At 74.4% G+C, this 20,721-nt stretch carries 24 protein-coding genes and 1 pseudogene; 13 read left to right on the top strand and 12 right to left on the bottom strand.

Going from position 1 to position 20,721, the window contains the following annotated elements:
• Nucleotides 1-46 precede the first annotated feature (46 nt).
• The 6 genes from ACNF49_RS37025 to ACNF49_RS37000 form a co-directional block, all read right to left on the bottom strand.
• Entirely contained in the window at nucleotides 47-1,174 is a 1,128-nt protein-coding gene (locus tag ACNF49_RS37025; RefSeq protein ID WP_482940498.1) for a M20 family metallopeptidase, read from the bottom strand.
• A gap of 141 nt (nucleotides 1,175-1,315) precedes the next feature.
• Complete coding sequence (locus tag ACNF49_RS37020; protein ID WP_357968601.1) at nucleotides 1,316-1,978, bottom strand: potassium channel family protein; 663 nt, start codon at nucleotides 1,976-1,978, stop codon at nucleotides 1,316-1,318.
• Nucleotides 1,971-3,329: a TrkH family potassium uptake protein gene (locus ACNF49_RS37015; protein WP_482940497.1), complete on the bottom strand. Its 1,359-nt coding sequence runs from the start codon at nucleotides 3,327-3,329 to the stop codon at nucleotides 1,971-1,973. The genes ACNF49_RS37020 and ACNF49_RS37015 overlap by 8 nt, the downstream gene beginning before the upstream one ends.
• A 215-nt stretch (nucleotides 3,330-3,544) precedes the next feature.
• Complete coding sequence (locus tag ACNF49_RS37010; RefSeq protein WP_482940496.1) at nucleotides 3,545-3,958, bottom strand: hypothetical protein; 414 nt, start codon at nucleotides 3,956-3,958, stop codon at nucleotides 3,545-3,547.
• Between the two features lie 297 nt (nucleotides 3,959-4,255).
• Complete coding sequence (locus tag ACNF49_RS37005; protein WP_482940495.1) at nucleotides 4,256-4,399, bottom strand: hypothetical protein; 144 nt, start codon at nucleotides 4,397-4,399, stop codon at nucleotides 4,256-4,258.
• 114 nt (nucleotides 4,400-4,513) lie between these two features.
• Entirely contained in the window at nucleotides 4,514-4,681 is a 168-nt protein-coding gene (locus tag ACNF49_RS37000) for a hypothetical protein (protein WP_482940494.1), read from the bottom strand.
• Here ACNF49_RS37000 and ACNF49_RS36995 point away from each other — a divergent pair.
• The 3 genes and pseudogenes from ACNF49_RS36995 to ACNF49_RS36985 all read left to right on the top strand — a co-directional run.
• A pseudogene (locus ACNF49_RS36995) lies at nucleotides 4,602-4,829 on the top strand (SpoIIE family protein phosphatase); the annotation flags it as partial. The gene ACNF49_RS37000 and the pseudogene ACNF49_RS36995 overlap by 80 nt on opposite strands.
• A gap of 86 nt (nucleotides 4,830-4,915) precedes the next feature.
• Nucleotides 4,916-5,161: a SpoIIE family protein phosphatase gene (locus ACNF49_RS36990; RefSeq protein ID WP_482945636.1), complete on the top strand. Its 246-nt coding sequence runs from the start codon at nucleotides 4,916-4,918 to the stop codon at nucleotides 5,159-5,161.
• Entirely contained in the window at nucleotides 5,158-6,219 is a 1,062-nt protein-coding gene (locus ACNF49_RS36985; RefSeq protein WP_482940493.1) for a cobalamin B12-binding domain-containing protein, read from the top strand. The genes ACNF49_RS36990 and ACNF49_RS36985 overlap by 4 nt, the downstream gene beginning before the upstream one ends.
• Nucleotides 6,220-6,232: 13 nt before the next feature.
• Here ACNF49_RS36985 and ACNF49_RS36980 read toward each other — a convergent pair whose 3' ends face one another.
• Nucleotides 6,233-6,874, bottom strand: coding sequence for a 4a-hydroxytetrahydrobiopterin dehydratase (locus tag ACNF49_RS36980; protein ID WP_482940492.1), 642 nt, complete (start codon nucleotides 6,872-6,874; stop codon nucleotides 6,233-6,235).
• A 254-nt stretch (nucleotides 6,875-7,128) separates the two neighbouring features.
• Between ACNF49_RS36980 and ACNF49_RS36975 the strand changes: the two genes are divergently transcribed.
• Nucleotides 7,129-7,428: a hypothetical protein gene (locus tag ACNF49_RS36975; RefSeq protein ID WP_357968614.1), complete on the top strand. Its 300-nt coding sequence runs from the start codon at nucleotides 7,129-7,131 to the stop codon at nucleotides 7,426-7,428.
• A 25-nt stretch (nucleotides 7,429-7,453) separates the two neighbouring features.
• Here the strand turns inward: ACNF49_RS36975 and ACNF49_RS36970 are convergent, their stop codons facing one another.
• Nucleotides 7,454-7,915 carry a VOC family protein gene (locus ACNF49_RS36970; RefSeq protein WP_357968617.1) on the bottom strand — a complete coding sequence of 154 codons (462 nt, stop codon included), beginning with the start codon at nucleotides 7,913-7,915 and terminating at the stop codon, nucleotides 7,454-7,456.
• A 50-nt stretch (nucleotides 7,916-7,965) separates the two neighbouring features.
• Entirely contained in the window at nucleotides 7,966-8,895 is a 930-nt protein-coding gene (locus ACNF49_RS36965) for a LysR family transcriptional regulator (protein ID WP_482940491.1), read from the bottom strand.
• 72 nt (nucleotides 8,896-8,967) lie between these two features.
• Between ACNF49_RS36965 and ACNF49_RS36960 the strand changes: the two genes are divergently transcribed.
• From ACNF49_RS36960 to ACNF49_RS36945, 4 genes are all read left to right on the top strand, one after another.
• Complete coding sequence (locus ACNF49_RS36960) at nucleotides 8,968-9,915, top strand: NAD-dependent epimerase/dehydratase family protein (protein WP_482940490.1); 948 nt, start codon at nucleotides 8,968-8,970, stop codon at nucleotides 9,913-9,915.
• A 6-nt stretch (nucleotides 9,916-9,921) separates the two neighbouring features.
• Complete coding sequence (locus tag ACNF49_RS36955; protein ID WP_482940489.1) at nucleotides 9,922-10,794, top strand: aldo/keto reductase; 873 nt, start codon at nucleotides 9,922-9,924, stop codon at nucleotides 10,792-10,794.
• A gap of 60 nt (nucleotides 10,795-10,854) precedes the next feature.
• Nucleotides 10,855-11,898 carry a helix-turn-helix transcriptional regulator gene (locus ACNF49_RS36950; protein WP_482940488.1) on the top strand — a complete coding sequence of 348 codons (1,044 nt, stop codon included), beginning with the start codon at nucleotides 10,855-10,857 and terminating at the stop codon, nucleotides 11,896-11,898.
• Between the two features lie 91 nt (nucleotides 11,899-11,989).
• Complete coding sequence (locus ACNF49_RS36945; protein ID WP_357968631.1) at nucleotides 11,990-12,712, top strand: beta/gamma crystallin family protein; 723 nt, start codon at nucleotides 11,990-11,992, stop codon at nucleotides 12,710-12,712.
• Between the two features lie 71 nt (nucleotides 12,713-12,783).
• On the opposite strand, the gene ACNF49_RS36940 is transcribed toward ACNF49_RS36945, so the two are convergent.
• Both ACNF49_RS36940 and ACNF49_RS36935 read right to left on the bottom strand, forming a co-directional pair.
• The gene (locus ACNF49_RS36940; RefSeq protein ID WP_482940487.1) at nucleotides 12,784-14,133 is read right to left on the bottom strand and encodes a S8 family peptidase; all 1,350 of its coding nucleotides are present in this window, start codon (nucleotides 14,131-14,133) and stop codon (nucleotides 12,784-12,786) included.
• 91 nt (nucleotides 14,134-14,224) lie between these two features.
• Nucleotides 14,225-15,190, bottom strand: coding sequence for an EamA family transporter (locus ACNF49_RS36935; RefSeq protein ID WP_482940486.1), 966 nt, complete (start codon nucleotides 15,188-15,190; stop codon nucleotides 14,225-14,227).
• A 218-nt stretch (nucleotides 15,191-15,408) separates the two neighbouring features.
• Between ACNF49_RS36935 and ACNF49_RS36930 the strand changes: the two genes are divergently transcribed.
• Both ACNF49_RS36930 and lexA read left to right on the top strand, forming a co-directional pair.
• A complete protein-coding gene (locus tag ACNF49_RS36930) occupies nucleotides 15,409-16,230 on the top strand; it encodes a CPBP family intramembrane glutamic endopeptidase (protein WP_482940485.1) in 822 nt (273 codons plus the stop codon).
• A complete protein-coding gene (lexA, locus tag ACNF49_RS36925; RefSeq protein WP_357968643.1) occupies nucleotides 16,227-16,886 on the top strand; it encodes a transcriptional repressor LexA in 660 nt (219 codons plus the stop codon). The genes ACNF49_RS36930 and lexA overlap by 4 nt, the downstream gene beginning before the upstream one ends.
• 13 nt (nucleotides 16,887-16,899) lie before the next feature.
• Here the strand turns inward: lexA and ACNF49_RS36920 are convergent, their stop codons facing one another.
• On the bottom strand, nucleotides 16,900-17,514 hold the full coding sequence (locus ACNF49_RS36920; RefSeq protein ID WP_482940484.1) for a peptide deformylase: 615 nt from the start codon (nucleotides 17,512-17,514) through the stop codon (nucleotides 16,900-16,902).
• 165 nt (nucleotides 17,515-17,679) lie between these two features.
• Here ACNF49_RS36920 and ACNF49_RS36915 point away from each other — a divergent pair, with 165 nt between their 5' ends.
• The 3 genes from ACNF49_RS36915 to ACNF49_RS36905 all read left to right on the top strand — a co-directional run bounded on the left by ACNF49_RS36915 (nucleotide 17,680) and on the right by ACNF49_RS36905 (nucleotide 20,649).
• Nucleotides 17,680-18,579 carry a hypothetical protein gene (locus ACNF49_RS36915; RefSeq protein ID WP_482940483.1) on the top strand — a complete coding sequence of 300 codons (900 nt, stop codon included), beginning with the start codon at nucleotides 17,680-17,682 and terminating at the stop codon, nucleotides 18,577-18,579.
• Nucleotides 18,580-18,694: 115 nt separating this feature from the next.
• On the top strand, nucleotides 18,695-19,741 hold the full coding sequence (locus tag ACNF49_RS36910) for a methyltransferase (RefSeq protein WP_482940482.1): 1,047 nt from the start codon (nucleotides 18,695-18,697) through the stop codon (nucleotides 19,739-19,741).
• A gap of 68 nt (nucleotides 19,742-19,809) precedes the next feature.
• Nucleotides 19,810-20,649, top strand: a complete 840-nt coding sequence (locus ACNF49_RS36905; RefSeq protein ID WP_498703288.1) for a GNAT family N-acetyltransferase — start codon at nucleotides 19,810-19,812, stop codon at nucleotides 20,647-20,649.
• Nucleotides 20,650-20,721: the final 72 nt, after the last annotated feature.

The raw sequence follows: 20,721 nt of genomic DNA, 5'->3' as shown, positions 1-20,721 counted from the left end.
CGTCCGCCCGGACAACCGCGTCCCGGGTCGCCCTTCCGCGGGGTGGTCACCGCTGCGCGGTCAGCAGGTCGGCGACCAGGGCCGTCAGCAGCCGGGTGCGGCCGGGCAGCTCCGCGACCAGCACGTGCTCGTCGTCGGCGTGCGCGCCGCCGCCGACCGCGCCCAGGCCGTCCAGGGTGGGTGTGCCGACCCCGGCGGTGAAGTTGCCGTCGGAGGCCCCGCCCACGGCGACCGAGGCCAGTGGCCCGATCCCGAGGGCGCCGGCGAGCCGGCACGCCCGCTCGAACAGGTCCTTCGACGCCGACGCCGGGAGCGGCGGCCGGTTCGGCCCGCCGCCGGCCGTGACGCCCGCGCCGGGCAGCACCGGCCGCAGCCCGCGCATCGCCGCGTCCACCCGGTCCTGCTCGCCGGCGTCCCTGACCCGTACGTCCACGTCGAAGCGGGCCCGCGCGGGCACGGTGTTGGCCGTGGTGCCCGACTCCAGGCGGGTCGGGGTGACGGTCGTGCCCAGCGCGGGATCGGCCAGCGCCGCCACGGCCGCGATCTGGTGGGTCACCTCGACCGTCGCGTTCACGCCGCGTTCCGGCTCCAGCCCGGCGTGCGCGGCCCGGCCCCGCACCAGCACCTCGTACCGGGAGACGCCCTTGCGCTCGGTCTTGAGCGCCCCGCCGGGGCCGGCGGCCTCCAGGACCAGCGCCGCCGCGCAGCCGCGCGCCTCGTCCTCGACCAGCCGCCGCGAGGTGGGGGACCCGGGCTCCTCGTCGCCGGTGACCAGGACGGTCACGCCGTCCAGGTCGTCCAGCGCCGCCAGCGCGTGGAACGCCATCACCAGCCCGGCCTTCATGTCGAAGCAGCCCGGCCCGCGCAGCACCCCGTCGCGCACCTCGAACGGGTGCCGCTCCAGCGAGCCGACCGGCCACACCGTGTCGTGGTGGCCGAGCAGCAGCACCCGGGGCTCGCCGCCGAACCGCCACCGCAGGTGGGTGCACCCGTCGATGACGACGCGCTCGGCCTCGGCCCCCAGAAGGGCGGCGCCCAGCTCGGCGACGGCCGTGGCGCTGCGGGCGACCGCGGCCAGGTCACCGGACGGCGACTCGCAGCGTACGAGCCGCTCGATGTCGGCGATCATCGCGGCCTCGCGGGCCCGGTCGGACATGGTACGGCGTGGTGTCATGGTGGCTGCCTCCGGTCGGACGGACCGCCCATCATGGTGAACCACGACGCGGACGGGCCTGTCGCACCGGCCAACATCGGCCCGCCCCGTTGGGCCCCGCCGACGACCGCCCCCCGACGACTGCCCCCGTCGACCGCCCGGCTAGGTGAGGTCGGCGAAGCGCTCGACGTCCTCGGTGCGGCCGGAGACGATGATCACGTCGCCGTACGCCAGCTCGGTGTCGGAACCGGCGTAGGTGAACTCCTCCTCCACGCTCTTGACCGCCACCACGGTGACGCCGTACTTGCGGCGCAGGTTGGAACGGCCGAGCGGGACCCCGATGTACTCCTTGGGCGGCCGGGTCTTGGCCATCGCGAAGTTCTCGTCCACCTGCATGAAGTCCAGCATCCGGCCGGTCACCATGTGGGCCACCCGCTCGCCCATGTCGTGCTCGGGGAAGACGACGTGATGGGCGCCGATGCGCCCCAGGATCCGGCCGTGCTGGCGGCTGACGGCCTTGGCCCAGATGTCGTCGATCTCCAGCTCGATCAGCAGCGACGTCGTCAGGATGCTGGCCTCCAGGTCGCCGCCGATGGCCACCACCGCCCGGTAGAAGTCGGGCACGCCGAGCTGGCGCAGCGTCTCCAGGTCCGTGGAGTCGGCGGTGGCGATGTGGGTGATCTGCCCGGCCAGGCTCTGGGCGACCTTGGGCCGGTTGTCGATGGCCAGGACCTCGGTGCCGCGCCGGGTGAGCTCCAGGGCGAGCGAGGTGCCGAACCGGCCCAGGCCGATGACCACGACGGGATCTGTCTTCTTGTCAGCCAACGATGACACGTTCCTCGGGTAGTTCGTAGCGACGGGTGCGCTCCTTCAGGGCGAGCGCGGAACCCAGCGTGAGCGGGCCGATGCGCCCGATGAACATCAGCACCGCCAGCAGCAGGTGCCCGGCGGGCGTGGTGTCGGCGGTGATGCCGGTGGACAGCCCGTTCGTGCCGAACGCCGAGACCACCTCGAACAGCACCTGGTCCAGGCTGTGGGGCGTGATGGCGAGCAGCAGGTAGGTGGAGACGGCGACCAGCACGACGCCGATCATGGTGATCGAGATGACCTGGCGCTGCGCGGACTCGGCCAGGCGCCGGTGGCCGATGTTCACCCGGGGCTCGCCCCGCAGCTCGGCCCAGATGATGAACGCCAGCAGCCCGAACGTGGTGACCTTGATGCCGCCCGCCGTGCCGGCGCTGCCGCCGCCGATGAACATCAGCAGGTCGGTGGCGAGCAGGCTGCTCGGGTAGAGCTGGCCGATGTCGAGGCTGTTGAACCCGCCCGACCGCGGCATGACCCCGGTGAAGAACGCGGCCAGCAACTTGCCGGAGTCGTCGAGCCCGCCGAGCGTCCTGGGGTTGCGCCACTCGGTCACCAGGAAGACCAGCGTCCCCACCGCGAGCAGGACGAGCGTCACCCCGACGGTGACCCGGGTGAGCACCGACCACCGGCTGGGCCGGCGCCAGGCGCGGGCCAGCTCGAACACCACCGGGAAGCCCAGCCCGCCCACGATCACCGCGACCGCGATCGGCAGGCAGATCCACGCGTCGGTGACGAAGCTCATCAGGTTGTCCGACCACAGCGCGAACCCGGCGTTGTTGAACGCCGACACCGCGTGGAACCAGCCCAGGTACATCGCCCGGCCCAGCGGCTCGCCGTAGCCCGTGACGAAGCGCGCGGTGAGCACGGCGCCGACGATCAGCTCGGAGACGAGGCTGAAGATGACCACGTTGCGCACCACGCGCCGGACGTCGGACATGCTCAGCGTCTTGGTCTCGGCCTGGGCGAACATGCGGGCGCGCAGCCCCAGCCGGCCCGCGACCAGGACGGTGAACAGCGTGGCCATCGTCATGATGCCCAGCCCGCCCACCTGGACCAGCATGGCGATCACCACCTCCCCGGCCACCGACCAGTGGGTGGCGGTGTCCACCACCACCAGACCGGTCACGCAGACCGCGGACGTCGCGGTGAACAGCGCGGTCAGCCAGCCGGCCGACTCGCCGGTGGCCGTGGCCATGGGCGAGGTCAGCAGGGCCGTGCCGGTCAGGATGAGGGCCGCGAACCCGGTCGCGATGACCTGCGCCGGGTGGTGGAACCGGGACAGGAAGGCGCCCGTCAGCCGCAGGTTTCTCATGGCGCGCCCCCGCCGGGCGCGGCCGGACGGGGGACATGATGTGAGGCGAGCACCATCAGACGGTAGACCACCCGGCCACCGCTCCGGCAAACGCGTCCGGAGGCGGGGGCCGGGAGCGTGCCCCGAAGGTAACGCGGCTAAAAATGCGACAAAAACGATTCGGCGTCGGGAAAGCCGTGCAGGTCACGTCAGTAGAGTGACAATCTCGTAGGTGATCACGAACGGGGCGCGATCGGCATGCTGGGGGAGGACACGCCGTACCCGATGCTGGTCGCCGACGCCTCGGGCGCCGTCGAGCGGGCGAACGCCGCCGCCCGGTCGCTGCTGGGCGACACCGCGCGGATCGCGCCGGACTGGCTGGCCCGGGCCCACCACGACCTCTGCGCCCGCCTGGCCGCGTCACCCGCCGCCGAGGGCGCGCCCGAGGCCGGGAGCGTGCCCGAGCCTGCTCGGGGGCCGGTCGGGGAGCGGGTGTTCGAGGCCCATCCCGTGCGTGCCGGGCGCGACCGCGTCACCTGGTGGCTGGTCGACGTCACCGCGTCGGAGCGGGCCATGGAGGTGCTGCGGGGCGAGCGGGACTCGGCCGCGTCCATGGTGGCGGCGGCCACCGAGCTGCTGTCCTCGCTCAACCTCGACCGCTGCCTGGAGGCGGTCGCCCGCCTGGCCGTGACGCACCTCGCCCACGCCGCCCGGGTCGTCGTGCCGCTGGGCCCGCGCCGCTACGAGGTCGCCTACCACGAGGCCGGCGGCGAGGCCGTGCGCCGGAACCTGGACATCGATCCGCGCTCCATGCCGGGGCTGGCCGAGGCGCTGCGAGCCTTCCCGCCGGTCCCCGCCCGCTGGGTGGACCCCGAGCAGGCGCCCGGCTGGGTGCTGGGCGAGGGGCGGGACGACACGCGTTCCGTGGGGGTGATCTCGCTGCCCGGCTACGGCCTGCCCGCGGGCGCACTGATCCTGCTGCGCTCCTCGGCCGGCTTCGCCGCGGCCGAGGAGGTGTTCGCCCGGCTGTTCGTGGCCCGGGCCGGCACCGCGATCTCCATCGCCCGCGTGTACGCCGAGCAGGGGGCCATCACCGAGACGCTGATGGCCGACCTGCTGCCGCCGATGACGCCGTACCTCGACGTCGCCGACGTGGCGGCCCGCTATCGGGCGGCGGGCCACGGGGCGCTGGTCGGCGGGGACTTCTACGACGTGCACCCGGTCGCCGGATCGGGCGGGGCGGCGCTGGTGGTGCTCGGCGACGTCTCCGGCAAGGGGCTGGAGGCCGCCGTGCTGACCGGCAAGATCCGCAACACGCTGCGCGCCCTGCTGCCGCTGGCCGACGACCACCAGCGCGTGCTGGAACGGCTCAACGAGGTGCTGCTCGCCGGGTCCAGCCCGCGTTACGTCACGCTGGTGCTGGCCGGGGTCGAGCGCCGCGGCCACCGGCTGGAGCTGCGGCTGACCAGCGCCGGCCATCCGCCGCCGATGATCGTCCGCAACGACGGCCGGGTGGAGGACGCCCGCACCCGCGGCACCCTGATCGGCCTGCTCGACCAGATCACCAGCGTCACCGAGACGGTGCTCCGGCCCCCGGCGAGACGTGCCTGCTCTACAGCGACGGCGTCATCGAGGCCAGGGGCGGCCCGCTGGGCGACGAGATGTTCGGCGACGACCGGCTGCGCGAGGAACTGCGGCAGTGCGTCGGCATGCCGGCCGCCGCCCTGGCCGAACGCGTCCAGATGCTCGCCTCCCAGTGGGCGGGCGAACGGGAGCGCGACGACATCGCCATCGTCGCCATCGGCGCACCGCGCGAGGCGCCCGACGGCCCGGACGGAGGTCTTCCGGCGTGAGCGCTTCCGGCGTGCGGGACGAGATCGAGCGCTGCGTCGAGGCGCTGCGGGCGGCGGCGACGGCCGGCGACGAGTACGCCGCGATCGACGCCGCGCGGGCCGCCCTCGACGCCGGCGTGCCCCTGGAGGCCATGCTCCTGGACGTCGTCGCCGTCGCGCAGGCCCGCGTGGGCCTGGACTGGGCGGCCAACCGGCTCACCGTCGCCCAGGAGCACACGGCGACGGCCGTCCACGAGCGGGTGCTGGCCGTGCTGGCCCACGAGCCGGGCGCGCGCGGCCACCGTTCCGGCCCGGACAGGGGACGGGTGAGCGTGGCGTGCGTGGACGGCGAGTGGCACACCTTCCCGGTTCGGCTGCTGGCCGAGGTGCTCCGGCTGCGCGGCTGGCAGGTGGACTACCTGGGCGCGCACGTCCCGACCGCGCACCTGGTCGTGCACGTGCACAGGACCGCGCCGGCCGTGGTCGCGCTGTCCGGGTCGATCGCCACCCGGCTGCCCGCCGCGCACGCGGCCATCAGCGCCTGTCAGGCGGCGGGCACGCCCGTGCTCGTCGGCGGCGCCGCCTTCGGGCCCGACGGCCGCTACGCCCGCCTGCTCGGGGCCGACGCCTGGGCGCCCGACGCGCGGGCCGCCGCCGACCTGCTCGACGCCGGGCCGCCGCCGCGCCGGGCCGCGACCGGGCTGAGCGCGGGACGGCCGCCGCACCTGGCCGGCCCCGAGTACACGGCGCTCACCGACCGGGCGTCCGAGCTGGTCAGAGGCGTCATGGCGGAGCTGGACGAGCACGTGCCCGTCACCGCGGGCGAGGAGCCGACCGGCCACACCGCCGAGGACGTCGCCTACGTCGTGGACTACCTCAAGGCCGCCGCCTACGTCGACGACCCCGGCCTGTTCACGTCCTTCGTCAGCTGGATGGCGTACGTGCTGACGGCGCGGGGTGTGCCGGCCCGGGTGCTGGCCGTCACGCTGGACGCGCTGGCCGCCCGCCTGGCCGGCCTGCCGCGCACCCGCGAGCTGCTCGTCCAGGCACGGGCCGGGCTGCCCGACGGGCCCCGCTGACCGCCGCCCAGGCTCAGTCGCGCTCCTGCCAGGTGCACAGGCAGACGTGGTTGCCCTCGGGGTCGGCCAGCACCCAGAAACGCGGCGCCTCGTCGGTGTACACCAGCCGCCCGCCCGCCGCCAGCGCCGCGTCGATCCGGGGCTGGACCTGCGCGGGCTCCACCCACACGTCGAGGTGCCAGCGCTGGCGGGGCTCCTCGTCGCCGGACGGCTGGAACCACACGCCGGGCAGCGCGCCGGCCGGGTCGTGCAGCTCGCCCCGCTCATCGGCGGGCATCGCCAGCACCGCCGCCCAGAACGGCCGGACCGTGTCCCGCGCGGGGGTGTCGAGGCCGAGTTCGAACACGGAGACGGACGCCGGGTCGAGGCGCACCCCCGCGTCGGCGGCGAGGGACGTGATCGCGCGCGCCAGCCGCACGTCGCGCTCGGTGACGCCGCCCGCGTCGTGGCTGGCCAGGCGGACGTCGACATGGGTGTAGCGCAGGTCGAGGTCGGGATGGTGGTCCATCTCCTCGGCCACCGCCCCGACGGCGTCGACGAGCGCGAGCCCGGCCGCGAACGTGCCGGTGTGGAGGCGGGTGTGCAGGCTGCCGAGCAGGTACGCCCACCCAGCCGGCCCCTCCTGTGCGATCTGCGATCCGGTCAGCTTGGCCATGCGGCCATTCTCGCAGCACTCACCTTCTGCCTTCCCCGCGCGACTGAGGTGAGCGCAACCAGATCCGTCAGGCGACAGACAGCCTGCGCATGCTCGGCTACCGTCCGCAGTATGGCGTACGACGACGAGCAGGAAGAGCGTCCGGTGTGCGGCATCTGCATGGGTGCCGGCGGAGAGTGGATCGACCGGAACGGCGACTCCAGGAAGCAGTCCACATGGGTGTCGTGCAAGTCCTGCAGTGGGACCGGCCGTAAGTGACGGACCCGATCACCTGCCCCGAATGCCAGGGCCGCCGCGGCGTGCAGCTCGGCGAGCTGTTCCTTTCCTGCACGTTCTGCGGCGGCCTCGGCCAGGTGGGCGGCGAGAACGAGCCCGCCGAGCGCGGCGCGGAACCGCCCCCGGACGGGCCGCCGCCGGCCTGGCAGCACAACGTATGGTCCGACCCGTGGATCGCCGAGACGCTGAAATGCCGCTTCTGCCTCGGCTCGAAGAAGGTGACCCACATCGAAGCGGGCACGCTGGTCATCGTGCCATGCAGGTGTGCCGACGACTGATTCCTCAGCTGGGCGTCCTGGACGGTCAGTCGAGGCAGAACTCGTTGCCCTCGGGGTCGGTCAGCACGATGTGGCCGGCGCCGAACGGCGGCTCGGGATCGTGCCGCCGCACCCGCGTCGCGCCCAGCCCGACCAGCCGCTCGCACTCGGCCTCCAGGGCCGCCATGCGCTCCTCGCCGCGCAGCCCGGGAGCCGCCCGGACGTCGAGGTGCACGCGGTTCTTGGCGGTCTTGCCCTCCGGCACCCGCTGGAAGAACACCCGGGGGCCCCGGCCGTCGGGGTCCTCGATGGCCGACCGCGCGTCGCGCTCCTCCTCCGGGACGCCCACCCTGGCCAGGAAGTCGTCCCAGGCGGCCAGCGGGTCGGCGCCCGGCGGCAGCTCGACCCCGGGCGGGCCGGGGTGGACGTAGCCCAGCGCGTCACGCCAGAACGTCGACAGCGCCTTGGGGTCGTGGGCGTCGAAGGTGATCTGGACATGGCGGCTCATACGAATCACTCCGTTCGGTGCAGGAAGAGGTTCCCGGGAACACTGTGACATCACCGGCGGACAGGATCGGTCCGCTGCCGTCCCAGTGCCGCCGCCTCCTCGCGCAGCCACGCGACCAGCGTCGGCACCAGCGGGTGGTCGCGCCGCGGGGCGGTGGCGATACCGATGTAGCGGGCCGGGCGCGGCGGGTTCAGCGGCACGACGGCCAGGCCGGGCGTCCCGCGCGCCAGGCAGATGGACGGCACCAGGCTGACGCCCAGCCCGGCCGCCGTGAGCGCCTGCGCCAGGTGGTAGTCGGTGGTGGAGCCGCTGACCCGCAGCTCGAACCCGGCCGCGGCGGCGTACCCGCGCAGGAACGCCTCGGTCTTGGAGCAGCCGATCACCCACGGCTGCTCGGCCAGCTCGGTCAGGTCCAGCGACGCTCGGCCGGCCAGCGGATGGGCGGCCGGCAGCGCCACCGAAAGCGGGTCCTCGGCCAAGGGCGTCCAGGCCAGCCCCGTACGGTCGCCGGGCAGCACCGGCAGCGGCCCGTCGAAGTGGTAGGCGATCGCCAGGTCCGCCTCGCCGCGCCGGACCAGCGGCAGGCTGTCCTCCGGCTCCCGTTCGACCACGTTCGTCTCGACCTCGGGATGGCCGGCGACGAACCGCGCCAGCACGCCGGGCAGCAGCGCCCGGCCGCCGCTGGTGAAGGTGGCCACGGTCAGCCGCCGGCGCCCGGAGGCCAGCTCGTCGATGCGCTCCCGGGCGTGCCGCAGCTCGGCCGCGATCGTCTCGGCCGTCTGCACCAGCAGCCGGCCCGGCTCGGTGAGGGCCACGCCGCGGGTGCTGCGGGTGACGACCGGGGTGCCGAGCTGCCGTTCCAGCGCGGCGATCTGCTGCGAGACGGCGGACGGCGTGAGCAGCAGCGCGGCCGCCGCCCGGTTGAAGCTGCCGTGCGCGGCCACCTCCCGCAGCACCCTGAGCCGGTGGGCGTCGATCAACAGTTCTCCTTAACACGAGGCCAGCAAGTCACCACTACCACTGCTGGCCGCGTCCGGGCCAGTCTTGGCCGCATGCGACACATCTGCGTCATCGGCGGCAACCGCTACTTCGGCCGCCGCCTGATCCGCCTGCTGCTGGCCGGAGGGGACCGCGTGACCGTGGTCAACCGGGGCTCGGCCGCGCCGCCGCCCGGCGCCGAGCACGTCGTCGCCGACCGGGCGGACGCGGCGGCCCTGGCCCGAGCCCTGGGCGGCCGGGCCTTCGACGCCGTCGTGGACCAGGTCTGCTACACGCCCCAGCACGCCGACGTCGCCCGCCGGGTCTTCGCCGGCCGCACCGCCCGCTACGTGATGACCTCCACCATGGAGGTCTACGACCCGGCCACCTCGCCGTCCCTGCTGCCCCCGGCCGCGGCGCCGGTCCGCGAGGAGACGGTCGAGGCCGCGTCCTGGCCGGTGGACCGCGGCCTGCCGTGGGGGTCGCCGGACGCCCTGTCCCGGCTGCTCGGCGAGGCGGCCGCGTACGCGGAGGGCAAACGCCAGGCCGAGGCCGTGTTCGCCCGGGACCCGGCCTTCCCGTTCCTCGCCGTGCGCAGCGCCCACGTGCTGGGCGGCGGGGACGCCGACTTCACCGGACGGCTGCGCCACTACGTGGACCGCGTACGCGCCGGGCTGCCGGTCGCCGTGCACCGCGACCCGGCCCCGACGTCGTTCGTCCACCATGCGGAGATCGCCGCCTTCCTGCACTGGACGGCGACGGGCACCGACGTCACCGGCGCGCTCAACGCCGCCTCCCGCGACACGCTGACCGTCACCGGCCTGTGCGCGGCCATCGCCGCCGCGACCGGCTCGCCGGCGCCCGTCCACCGGGTGGTGACCGGCGGCGAGCCCGCCTCGCCGTTCTCCTTCGACCGCTCCTACGCCATCGACGCCGGCCGGGCCGCCGCGCTCGGCTTCACGTTCACCGACGTCGCGGCCTGGCTGCCGCGAGCCGTCGCCGACCTCCTCCAGGAAGGCTGACCGACCATGATCACCCGCCGCATCGGAACCGCCGAGGTCAGCGCCGTCGGCCTGGGCGCCATGCCGCTGTCCGTCGAGGGCCGTCCGGACCGCGCCCGCGCGATCGCCACCGTGCACGCCGCCCTCGACGCGGGCCTCACCCTGATCGACACGGCCGACTCCTACCACTGGCACGCCGGCGAGCTCGGCCACAACGAGGAACTCGTCGCCGAGGCCCTGGCCACCTGGTCCGGCGACGCCTCGGGCGTGCTGGTCGCCACGAAGGGCGGGCGCGGCCGGCCCGGCGACGGCTCCTGGACGGTCGACGGCCGTCCGGACCACCTCAAGGCCGCCTGCGAGGGTTCCCTGCGCCGCCTGCGCGTCGAGGTGATCGGCCTCTACCAGCTGCACAAGCCCGACCCGGACGTCCCGTGGGCGGAGTCGGTGGGCGCGCTGCGCGACCTCCTCGACGCGGGCCTCATCCGCGCCGCCGGCCTCTCCAACGTGACCTGCGAGCAGATCCACGAGGCCAGGGCCGTCCTCGGCGGCTCCCTGGTCTCGGTGCAGAACCGCTACAGCCCCCAGCACCGCGACAGCCTGCCCGAGCTGCGGCTGTGCGACCGCCTCGGCATCGCCTTCCTGCCGTGGAGCCCCCTCGGCGGCATCGCCCGCAGCGCCCTGGACGGCCCCGGCGCCGCCCCGCCCCGCACCCCCTTCCACGAGGTGGCCGAGGAGCGCGGCCACACCCCGCAGCAGGTCTGCCTGGCCTGGCACCTGGCCCACTCCGAGCACGTCGTCCCCATCCCGGGCGCCACCCGGCCGGAGTCGGTGCGGGCGTCGGCGCGGGCGACGGCCCTGACACTGACCGAGGACGAGCTGCGGCGACTGGACGTGACCTGAGGTAGCCGAACGACTACCCTGCGCTTGCCAGGCGAAGCCGCGGCGTGCTGACCTGGCCGCGTGAGCTCATGCCAGGACCGCGCGGTCCACGAGGTGCGCACCCTGATGGACCGGGGCGTCGCGGCCGAGCACGTCGGCGCCGCCGTGTCCGCCGCCATCGCCCCGCTGCTGCCGCACGACGCGCTGAGGCTGGTCGGCACCAGCCCGGCGACCGGGCTCGGGCAGGGCTCGTTCAGCTTCTGGCATCGCTACGAACGCGAGCTGGCCGTCTCCCTGCTGGCCCACCGCCGCGCCCACGGCGACCCGTGCCGGCCCGCGTCGCTGGCCCGGCTGCGGGTGCCGGTCGCGGTGGCCGGCGCCGAGGAGGGTGCGCGGCGGGCGTTCGCGGCCTGCGGCGCCTCCTGCGAGCTGCGGCTGCTGCTGCGCGACGGGCGTGGCGGCGTGTGGGGCCTGCTCGGGCTGGTCCGCGCCTGCGACGCCCCGCCGTTCACCGAGGACGACCTGCGCAGGGCCACGCTGCTCGCCCCGGCCCTGATGACCGCGCTGCGCAGGTACGTCACCGCCGCCCCGCTCGCCCCCACCGCGCCCGCCCTGCCCGCCGGGGTGATCGTCGTCGGCCCCGACCGCGGCATCCGCGCCGTGACGCCGCAGGCCCAGGCGTGGTTCGACCGGTTGCGCTGTCCCGACCGGCACGGCGTGCACGCCTGGCTGGCCGACACGTTCGTCACGGCCCTGGCCGCCGACGCCGCCGAGCACGCGCGCGGCGCGGACGCCGGCCGGCCGGTCATCTGCGCCCCGGCGGCCCGGTACGGCCGCTGGCTCGCCGTCGAGGGCCAGGCCCTGGACGAGGACGGCACGGGCGAGGTGGCCGTGGTGATCCAGGCGGCGACCGGCGGCCTGCTGCTGCCCTCGTTCTGCGACTGGTACGCCCTCACCCCGCGCGAACGCGGCGTCCTCGACCTGCTGTGCGCCGGAGCGGCGCCGAAGCAGATCGCCCGGCTGCTCGACCTGTCCGGACACACCGTGCACGACCACCTCAAAGCGGTCTTCCGCAAGACCGGCGCGAGCGGCCGGGACGAGCTCATGGCCGCCTTCACCGCCTGAACGCCATCCCCAACACTGGGGGGCTGTCCGGGCCGCCGCCCCGCCCGACCATGAAGGAGTACGCAGCACAGCACCACCAGGGGAGGCACCCGTGACCCAGATCTCAACCCCCGCCCGCCGCCAGGTCGAGAGCTTCCTGGACTTCTCCGACCACGTCGGGGGCCTGGAGGAGGCCGACGTGCTGGCCCTCCTGCGCGACCACGACATCACCACGCTGGAGCAGCTCGTCGCCAAGGCGGTCAGGGCGCCGCGCTCGGCCAAGCCCGTGCCGGCGGACCCCGCCAGGGCGCTGGCCCGGCCCAGGGCCGCCGCCGCGCTCGCCACCGCACCCCTCACCCACCCCGCGCCCGCCATGGCGGTGGTCGTGGACGGCGTCGAGCACGACCCGGCGGACCTGACCCGGTTCGACGGCCGCCCGCTGACCTACCTCTACCACCCCGATCGCCTGACGGCGGTCACCGACGACACCGCGGTCAACGGCGCGCTGTGGGCCGCGGCGCTGCTGCGCGACCCCCGTCCGGCCACGCGGGGCGAGGTGCAGATGTTCGAGCACGTGGAGTACGCCGGTGACTGGTTCTGGTGCCCGGCCCGCCAGGCCTACAACGACCTGACCGACGTCCACCACGGCCCGCTGCACCTGCACGACTGGAACGACGTCATCAGCTCCATGGGCGGCACGAACTGCACGGTCCGCTACTACGAGCACATCAACTTCGGCGGCAGCTCGCTGATCGTGCCGCCCTTCTCCGACATCCCGAACCTCGTCCCCAGCGGGTGGAACGACCGGATCTCCTCGGTCTGGAACCACGGCTGACCCTTCGTCCACCGGCCCTCCCCGGCGGACGGCGGCGCCGCGTACCCACGGGTACGCGGCGCCGTCGCGGTTCAGGCGGCCCTGGTGCGGTGCGAGCGGAGCGCGGCCAGGACGCCTGCGGGGTTGACGATGCCGTAGCCGTAGTCGTGGTCGAAACCGACCGTGCTGCGGTCCTCGGCGGTGCGGTTGAGCAGCGTGCGAAGCTGCGCGGGGGACAACTTGGTGGACGGGTGGCGGGTGCGCAGGGCGGCGATGACGCCGGCCACCACGGGGCAGGAGGTGGACGTGCCCGTGTCGGGCGTGCCGGGGCCGCCGGCCTCTGAGCCGGTGTAGTGGGTGTAGGCGGCCAGGTCGGGCTTGTGGTCACCGAGCCGGGCCGGCCCCTGGGAGGAGTAGCCGACGCGATCGCCGCGGGTGTCGACCCCGGCCACCGTGACCACCTTCGGATGGCCGTTGCCGCCCACGATGTCGGTGAACCCGCAGCTCGCCGCCGGGCAGTCGCGCCCGCAGTTGCCCGCCGCGAACACGATGTCGGCCCCGGCGTGCTCCAGGCTGGAGATCATGACGTTGAACGGGTGCATCGGATTGTCGGAGTAGTTGCCGGGATGGCCGGGCGGGAAGTCCTGCTCCGGGTTGTACAGGCCCCAGCTGTTGCTGACGACCAGCGAGCGGGACTCGGCCGGCATGGCCTCCAGGAGCCCGCGCAGGTGGGTGTAGGCGGCCACGGCGTCGGACAGCATGCCCTCGACCGTGCCCTTCCTGCTCTGCAGGACGGCGATGTCGAGCAGCGTCGAGCGCGGGGCGGCGAGCTGGGTGTTGAAGGCGCACAGGCTGCCGTGCTCCACCGGGTAGCGCCCCGGCGTGGGCGTGACGCCGGGCGGGGCCCAGCTGTGGCCGGCGTCGAGGGTGACCTGGCGGCCGAGCTTGGTGCTCACGTGGTCGGCGTTGACTCCGCCGTCGACGACCGCCAGGTTGACGCCGTGGCCGTCGTAGCCGGCCGCGCGCAGGTCGGAGGCGTGCAGCAGCCGTTCGACGTCGTGCCAGTCGCCGACCGGGCCGGTGTCGGCGCAGGTCAGGTCGGGATGGATGGACGGGTCGGCGAACACGCCGACGACCTCGCGTACGGACGACGACAACAACGCCAGCCTGGACGGCAGGTCGTCGTCGGGGAGCTCGCCGCGCACGAGCACGCTGGCGTGCTCGGCCGACAGGGAGAAGCCCAGCGGCCGGTTGAGCGACGACAGCAGGCCGCCTGGGGGCGAGGCGGGCAGCGCGCGCGGCAGGGCCAGCGGGGCGAACGCCTGGTCCAGGACGATTCCCGGCAGGTCACCTGCCACGTCGGCGACCGTGGCGGTCACGCCGGGGTCGAGGACGGCTTCGACGGTTTCACGGGCGGGGCGGAGCTGGATCAGGACACGCAAGGCTCCACCTCCTTCCTCGGGACGGGGATGGGACAGTCGTTGCTTCCCCTTGTAAATACCCGTTGTAGTGAATTAACTACTTACAGTAGTGTCAGCACTTCATTGCTCCCGAGGTCACCTCTTTGTCGCCGTCCAGCCCCGTCTTGGTCTCCGGCGCGCGGCGGGTCGCGGTCTGGGCGAGGAGCGCGCCGGACAGCAGGATCACGCCGCCCGCGATCTGCAACCCGCCCAAGCCCTCGCCGAGCACCGCCCACGCCGCCAGCGCCCCGCCGATCACCTCCAGCGACGCCACCGTGGCGCCCACGGCGGCCGACAACCGCCGCACCGCGTTCACCCCGAGGATGTACGCCACCACGCTGGCGACCACCACCATCCACGCGAAGGCCACCGGCACGGGCAGCGTCAGGGCGCCGGGGGCGGGAGTGGCGGACGTCGTGAACGCCTCCCACCGCAGGGCCCACGGACGGGCCACCGGGGCCAGCACCAGGGCCGCGCCGGCCATGCCCCAGGCGACCAGCCCGAGCGGGTCGACGTCGTCCCCGAAGCTGTCGTTCATCAGGAAGTATCCGGCGGAGCAGGCCGCGGCCAGCAGGCCGAGGGCCAGGCCGAGCGCGTCCAGTCGCAGGTCGTGCCAGACCTCGGCGACGATCCCGAGGCCGGCCAGGGCGACGAGCGCCCCGGCGTAGGCGGCCCGGTGGAGCCGGACCTTGCGGACCAGCCGCACCCAGGCCGCCACCATGACCGGGGCCATGTAGACCAGCAGCAGGGCGACCCCCACGGGCAGGCGGGTGATCGCCGCGAAGTACAGCGACTGCACCCCGGCCACCGCGACGACCGCGTACAGCGCGAAGAACGGCCACCTGGCCCGCGGGATGCGCAACGCGGCGGGCCTGACCACGGCCAGCACGCCCAGCAGCAGGAGCCCGGCCGCCGCCATCCGCGCCCACACGGCCTCGATCGGCGTCAGCCCGGCCGCGACGAGGTACTTGGCCATCGGCCCCGAGAACGCGAAACACGACGAGGACCCGAACGCGAGCGCGAGCCCCGTATACCTCATACCGCACCACCAGCGCCGTCACCACTGTCACCACTGCCAGGAAGCCACGACCCTGACACGCGCCGCGGCGCGGGCGCAACGCGATTACCGGCCCTCAGCCGGTGGTCGTAGTCCCCGGGGGGCAGAGGCGGGGCGGCGATTCGGATCTTCGGCCGATGGGCGCCGGGAGCAGGCTCCTGAACACTTGGCGGGGCCCACCCCCGGAGGAAGGTCCGCCCGTGTTCCGACAGCTCGACGACCGCGTCGCGTCGATCGTCTACATCGTCCTCGTGCTCGCCGTCTCGGCGGGCACCGCCGGCGTCGCGGAGGGGCTCGTCCTGGCCCTGTCGCCGCTGCTCACCGTGCTGGTGCTGCTGTTCGTCATCACCCGGGAGGGATACTCCAGGGACGGGCTGCGCCGCCTCGGCCTCGGCCGGGCCGGGCTGCGCGCCTGGCCGGCCGCCGTCGCCGCCACCGCCGGGGTGTGCCTGCTGGCCACGGCGGGCGCGGTCGCCCTGGGGTTCGGCCGGTTCACCGCGCCGCGGGGCGACTGGGCGCAGTCGGTGGCGGCCGTGCTCGTCACCGGGCCGATCCTGGCTTTCGCCGAGGAGATCGGCTGGCGGGGCTACCTGCAGCCCCGGCTCGCCCGCCTGGGGGAGCGCGCGTCCATGCTCGTCGTCGGGGTGGTGTGGATCGCCTGGCACCTGCCGTACATCCTGTTCACGCCGTACTACCACGCCGAGGGGGCGCGGACCTTCGTGCTGCCGCTGTTCGGCGGGTCGGTGATCGCGTTCTCGTTCCTCTTCGGCTACCTGCGGGTCATGTCCGGCAGCGTGTGGCCGGCCGTGCTGGCCCACTTCGCGCACAACGCCACGTTCGCCCTGCTGCTGGAGCACACCGTCACCACCGACCGGCCCGTGGTGGTGGCCGAGTACCTGGCCGGCGACACCGGGCTGTTCGTCCTGGCGGGCACGGCGGCCTGCGCCCTCGCGGCCGGGATCGCCCGTTCCGCCGGAGGCCGCCACCGCTCCCGCCGGCCGGCCTCTAGCATTCCTCTGTGACCACCTACGACGACCATGACGCGTTCGAGCACCTGAACGTCTCGGCCCTGCCGCAACGCCAGCAGCGGATCCTGGCCACGATCCGCGACTGGGTGGTCAGACACGGATACCCGCCGAGCACGCGCGAGCTGGCCCAGGCGGTCGGGCTGCGCTCGTCCTCGTCGGTCTCGAAACACCTGAGGAGCCTGGAGGAGCAGGGCTTCCTCAGCCGCGGCGCGACGATGACCCGCCCGATCGACGTGCGCCTGTTCCTGCGGCCGCCGTCGGCCGAGCCGCCCGCCGAGCTGGTGAGCGTCCCCGTGGTCGGCGACATCGCCGCGGGCACGCCCATCCTCGCCGACGAGCACCTCGACGACACCCTCACCCTGCCCCGCGACCTCACCGGCCGCGGCACCGTGTTCGGCCTGCGGGTGCGCGGCGACTCGATGGTCGACGCGGCCATCTGCGACGGCGACATCGTGGTGGTGCGGCAGCAGCCCGAGGCGCACTCGGGGCAGATCGTCGCCGCCATGATCGACGGCGAGGCCACCGTGAAGGTCTACCGGCGTCGCGACGGGCACGTCCGGCTCGAACCGCGCAACCCCCGCTACGACGTCATCGACGGAGACCGGGCCGTGGTGCTGGGGGTCGTGGTCTCGGTGATCCGCAGCGTGTGACCCCGCGGCGGCGTCAGGGCCGCGCGGCCAGGAAGCGTTCGTGGTTGGCGGTGGTCGACAACGAGCGGAGGTCGGCGCGGTCGAGGTAGAGGGCGCCGTTCAGGTGGTCGGTCTCGTGCTGGGCGATGCGGGCCGGCCAGCCGGACAGCTCCATCTCGTACGGGCGGCCGTCCCCGTCGAGGGCCGACAGTCGCACCCGCGCGTGCCTGGGCACGACGGCGGTCAGCCCCTCCACGCTGAGACATCCCTCGTAGAACGCCCGGTATCCGGAGCCGACCGGCGTCACGACGGGGTTGACCAGCTCCAGGGGCGGCTGCGGCGCGCGTTCGCGCTCGGCGGCCAGGCCGGCCGGCAGCTCGGCCGGGTCCTCGATGACCGCCAGCGCCAGCGGGATGCCGACCTGCGGCGCGGCCAGGCCCACGCCCACTCCGGGCAGGTGCCGGAACATCGCGTCGAGCAGCTCGCGCAGGAGGGCGTCGGAGAGCTGGCCGTCGTACGGCTCGGCGGTCCGGCGCAGCACGGGGTCGCCGACCTGGGTGACCGACCAGGGCCTGGGGGAGGCGAGGAGGGCGTGCACCCGCTCGGTCAGCTCCTCGGTGCTCCGGCCGGTGCCGTTCAGGGGGCTCATGGGGGTCCTTCCGCTCGACGGTCGCTCGCTCAGCAGACGGTAGAGCATGCGCGGTGACCCGGTTTCGGCGGGTAAAGAGGGCTAGAAACATTCATAGAGTAGTTGATCCACTGCAATGGGTAATGATCGCTGCGGATGATCACGTAACGTCGCAGGGAGACACCCATGTGCAAGAGAACGATCGCCGTCCTCGGCCTGGCCGCAACGGGGCTGCTGACGGCGGCGGGCCCGGCGGCGGCCGAGGACGGCAGCAGCGTCGCCGTGCCCTGTGTCGCCGCCCGGCTCGAGATCGCCGGCGGGCCCTCGGTCGCGGCGGGCACGCTGCTCGACACCTCGGTCGTGCGGACGTTCCTGCAGGGGCTCGTCCGCCCGGCGGACCGGCCCGGGGCGCTGCCGCGTTCGGCGGACGCGGGATTCGCCGAGGCCGCCGAGTTCCCCGGCATGCTCGACGCCTTCCTGCTCGACGTCGAGCGGGAGATCGGGGTGAGCAGGCCGGGCGGCGGCACGGAGGAGCCCCGGCTGACCGCGGCGGACAGCGACACGCTGGCCCGGCGGATCCTGGAGCCGCTCGTCGCCGGCGCCCTGGGATGCGCCCCGGCCACCGGCTCCTCGGACACCCCCGCGTCGGACACTCCCGCGTCGGACATCGGTACGTCGGACATCGGTACGTCGGACATCGGCGCGTCGGACACCGGCTGGGCGGACACCGGTCTGACGGACACCGGCGCGTCGGCCGAGGCGGAGCCGGCGTCCCTGCTGGACGCCGCGGGCGCCACGGCGGTGCTCGAAGCGCTGGTCAACCGGCCCGAGACGTGCGTCACCGACGGCACCTCGACCATCGTCACCTCCGACGACGGCATGTACGTCACGACGGCGTCGTCCCGGACGTCGCTGCTCGACGCGCTCGGCGTCAGAAGGACACTGGACGTCCTGACCGGCCGGCCCCCGGCGGCCTGCCCCGCCGCCGACGTGCCCCTGTCGGCGGCGACCACCGAGCAGGACCGGCCGAGGTCGCTCCTGAGCGGCCTCGGCCTCGGGGCCCTGTTCTCCAGGCTCCTGGGCTGACGCGCCCCCTGAGGCGGCCCCAGCGCCGGAGTTCGTGCGCGGGACGGGCGGGGGCCGGGATCGCGTGGTAGGTTGCGGGCGAGCCTTGATCCTTTGGGAGAAGGGGGCTGCGGCCGTGACAGGCACCGGCGACGAGACCGTCCACCCGACGGCGTGGCAGGCGGCGTGGGAGGTGCTGGCCCCCGTCACGGACATGGTCACCCCGATGGCCGTACGCGTCGCGGCCACCCTGCGCCTGACCGATCTGATGGGCGGCGACGAGCTGCCCGTCGCGGAGCTGGCCCGCCGGTCGGGCGCCGACGCCGACGCCCTGGGCCGGCTGCTGCGCCACCTGGCCTGCCGCGGCGTCTACGCCGAACGGGAGCCCGGCGTGTTCGCGGTCAACGAGCCCGCCGCGCTGCTGGCCTCCGGCCATCCCTCCATGATGCGCGACCGGCTCGACCTCGACGGCTTCGGCGGGCAGATGGACGTCGCGTTCACCGGCCTGCTGCACACCGTCCGCACCGGGCGGCCCGCGTGGGAGAGCGTCCACGGCGCCCCGATCTGGACCCATCTCGCCACCCACCGGCAGGTCGGCGAGTCGTTCGACGTCCTGATGGCCGCCGGGGCCGACGACCTCGCCGACGCGGCCGAGGGGTACGACTGGTCCGGCGTACGGCACGTGGTCGACGTCGGCGGCGGCACCGGCGCCCTGATCGCCGAGATGCTGAGGGCCCACCCGGGGCTGCGGGCCACGCTCGTCGACCTGCCGGACACGCTGGAGCGGGGCCGGCGGTTCCTGACCGGGCTCGGGCTCGACGGGCGGTGCGCGTTCGCCGGCCAGAGCTTCTTCGAGCCGCTGCCCCCGGGCGGCGACGTCTACGTGCTCAGGCGCGTGATCCACGACTGGGACGACGCCGATGCCGAGCGCGTCCTGCGGCGCTGCGCCGACGCGGCCGGCCCGCACGGACGGGTCGTGCTGATCGAGTCCAGGGGCGGCGCCGGCGACGACCCGGCCATGTTCGCCGAGATGGACCTGCGCATGCTCGTGATCAGCGGCGGCCGGGAGCGCACCGTCGCCGACTACGCCGCGCTCGCCGCCGAGGCCGGGCTCGACGTGGCCGGTGTGCGCCACACCCCGCTCGGCAACGTCGTCCTCGACTGCGTCCCGCGAAGCGGCTGATCGGGCTCTGCTCCAGCGCGGCCCCGCGTGATGACATACTTGATCATCCGCACGCGAAGGAGACCATGGTGAGCATCGAATGGGCCGCGCTGTCCGCCACGGACCTGCCGGCGATCGCCGGGCTGGCCTCCAGGTGCGCGGCGCGCGACGGCGGGCTCCCGGCCACCGCGTCGCCCTCCTTCCTGGAACGCAGGTACACCGGCGGCACCGCGGTGGGCGCGTTCACCGACGGCCGGCTGGTGGCCTGCGGGGCCGTGCGGCCGGTGGGGGAGACGTCGGCGGCGACCGGCCTGGTCGACCCCGACCACCGCGGACGGGGGCTGGGGTCGGGCCTGCTCGACCGGCTGGCCGCCGAGCCCGGGAAGGTGCGGCTGGAGACCGAGTCGCTGACCCCGCAGGCGCACGACCTCTTCCTGGCGCGCGGCTTCCGTCAGGCGTTCGCCGAGGACGTCTTCCGTCGCGACCTGGCCCGGCCGCTGCCGGACGTCCCGATGCCGGCGCAGGTGGCGGTCGAGGAGTGGTCCCCGCTCACCGAAGGGGCCTTCCACCAGGCGTACTCCGCGTCCTTCTCGGACCGTCCCGGCTTTCCCGGCTGGACGCGGGAGGAGTGGGTGGACTGGCTGGTCGACGACGAGTTCCTGCCGGGGTGCTCGCTGGTGGCGGTCGAGGGCGACGTCGCCGTCGGCTTCGTGACGTGCGCGGAGGAGTTCCTGATCCAGGTCGGGGCCGTGCCCGGGTGGCGGCGGCGCGGGCTGGCGCGGGCGCTCGCCGTCGCGGCGCTCGCACGTATGCGCGAGGGCGGTGCCGACCAGGTCTTCCTGGACGTCAACGTCAACAACCCGGCCTCGGCCGCGCTCTTCGGCGGTCTCGGGTTCGAGAAGATCGCCCGTCGCGCCCGTTACGAGTAGGTCCGTCGGGGGGTGCGGGGCCCGTTCGGCTTCTTAACCGGACGTTAGGGTTCCCACAGTTCGTCGCTATCG

It is taken from the genome of Actinomadura sp. ATCC 39365 (assembly GCF_054392275.1).
This window is presented reverse-complemented; position numbering and strand designations above follow the sequence as displayed.

Excerpts from the sequence above, each read along its gene's own strand:
- ACNF49_RS37025 (WP_482940498.1), bottom strand. The coding sequence starts at position 1,174 with ATGACACCACGCCGTACCATGTCCGACCGGGCCCGCGAGGCCGCGATG.
- ACNF49_RS37015 (WP_482940497.1), bottom strand. The coding sequence starts at position 3,329 with ATGAGAAACCTGCGGCTGACGGGCGCCTTCCTGTCCCGGTTCCACCAC.
- ACNF49_RS37005 (WP_482940495.1), bottom strand. The coding sequence starts at position 4,399 with ATGGCCCCCTGCTCGGCGTACACGCGGGCGATGGAGATCGCGGTGCCG.
- ACNF49_RS36980 (WP_482940492.1), bottom strand. The coding sequence starts at position 6,874 with ATGGCCAAGCTGACCGGATCGCAGATCGCACAGGAGGGGCCGGCTGGG.
- ACNF49_RS36970 (WP_357968617.1), bottom strand. The coding sequence starts at position 7,915 with ATGAGCCGCCATGTCCAGATCACCTTCGACGCCCACGACCCCAAGGCG.
- ACNF49_RS36960 (WP_482940490.1), top strand. The coding sequence starts at position 8,968 with ATGCGACACATCTGCGTCATCGGCGGCAACCGCTACTTCGGCCGCCGC.
- ACNF49_RS36955 (WP_482940489.1), top strand. The coding sequence starts at position 9,922 with ATGATCACCCGCCGCATCGGAACCGCCGAGGTCAGCGCCGTCGGCCTG.
- ACNF49_RS36935 (WP_482940486.1), bottom strand. The coding sequence starts at position 15,190 with ATGAGGTATACGGGGCTCGCGCTCGCGTTCGGGTCCTCGTCGTGTTTC.
- ACNF49_RS36920 (WP_482940484.1), bottom strand. The coding sequence starts at position 17,514 with ATGAGCCCCCTGAACGGCACCGGCCGGAGCACCGAGGAGCTGACCGAG.
- ACNF49_RS36915 (WP_482940483.1), top strand. The coding sequence starts at position 17,680 with ATGTGCAAGAGAACGATCGCCGTCCTCGGCCTGGCCGCAACGGGGCTG.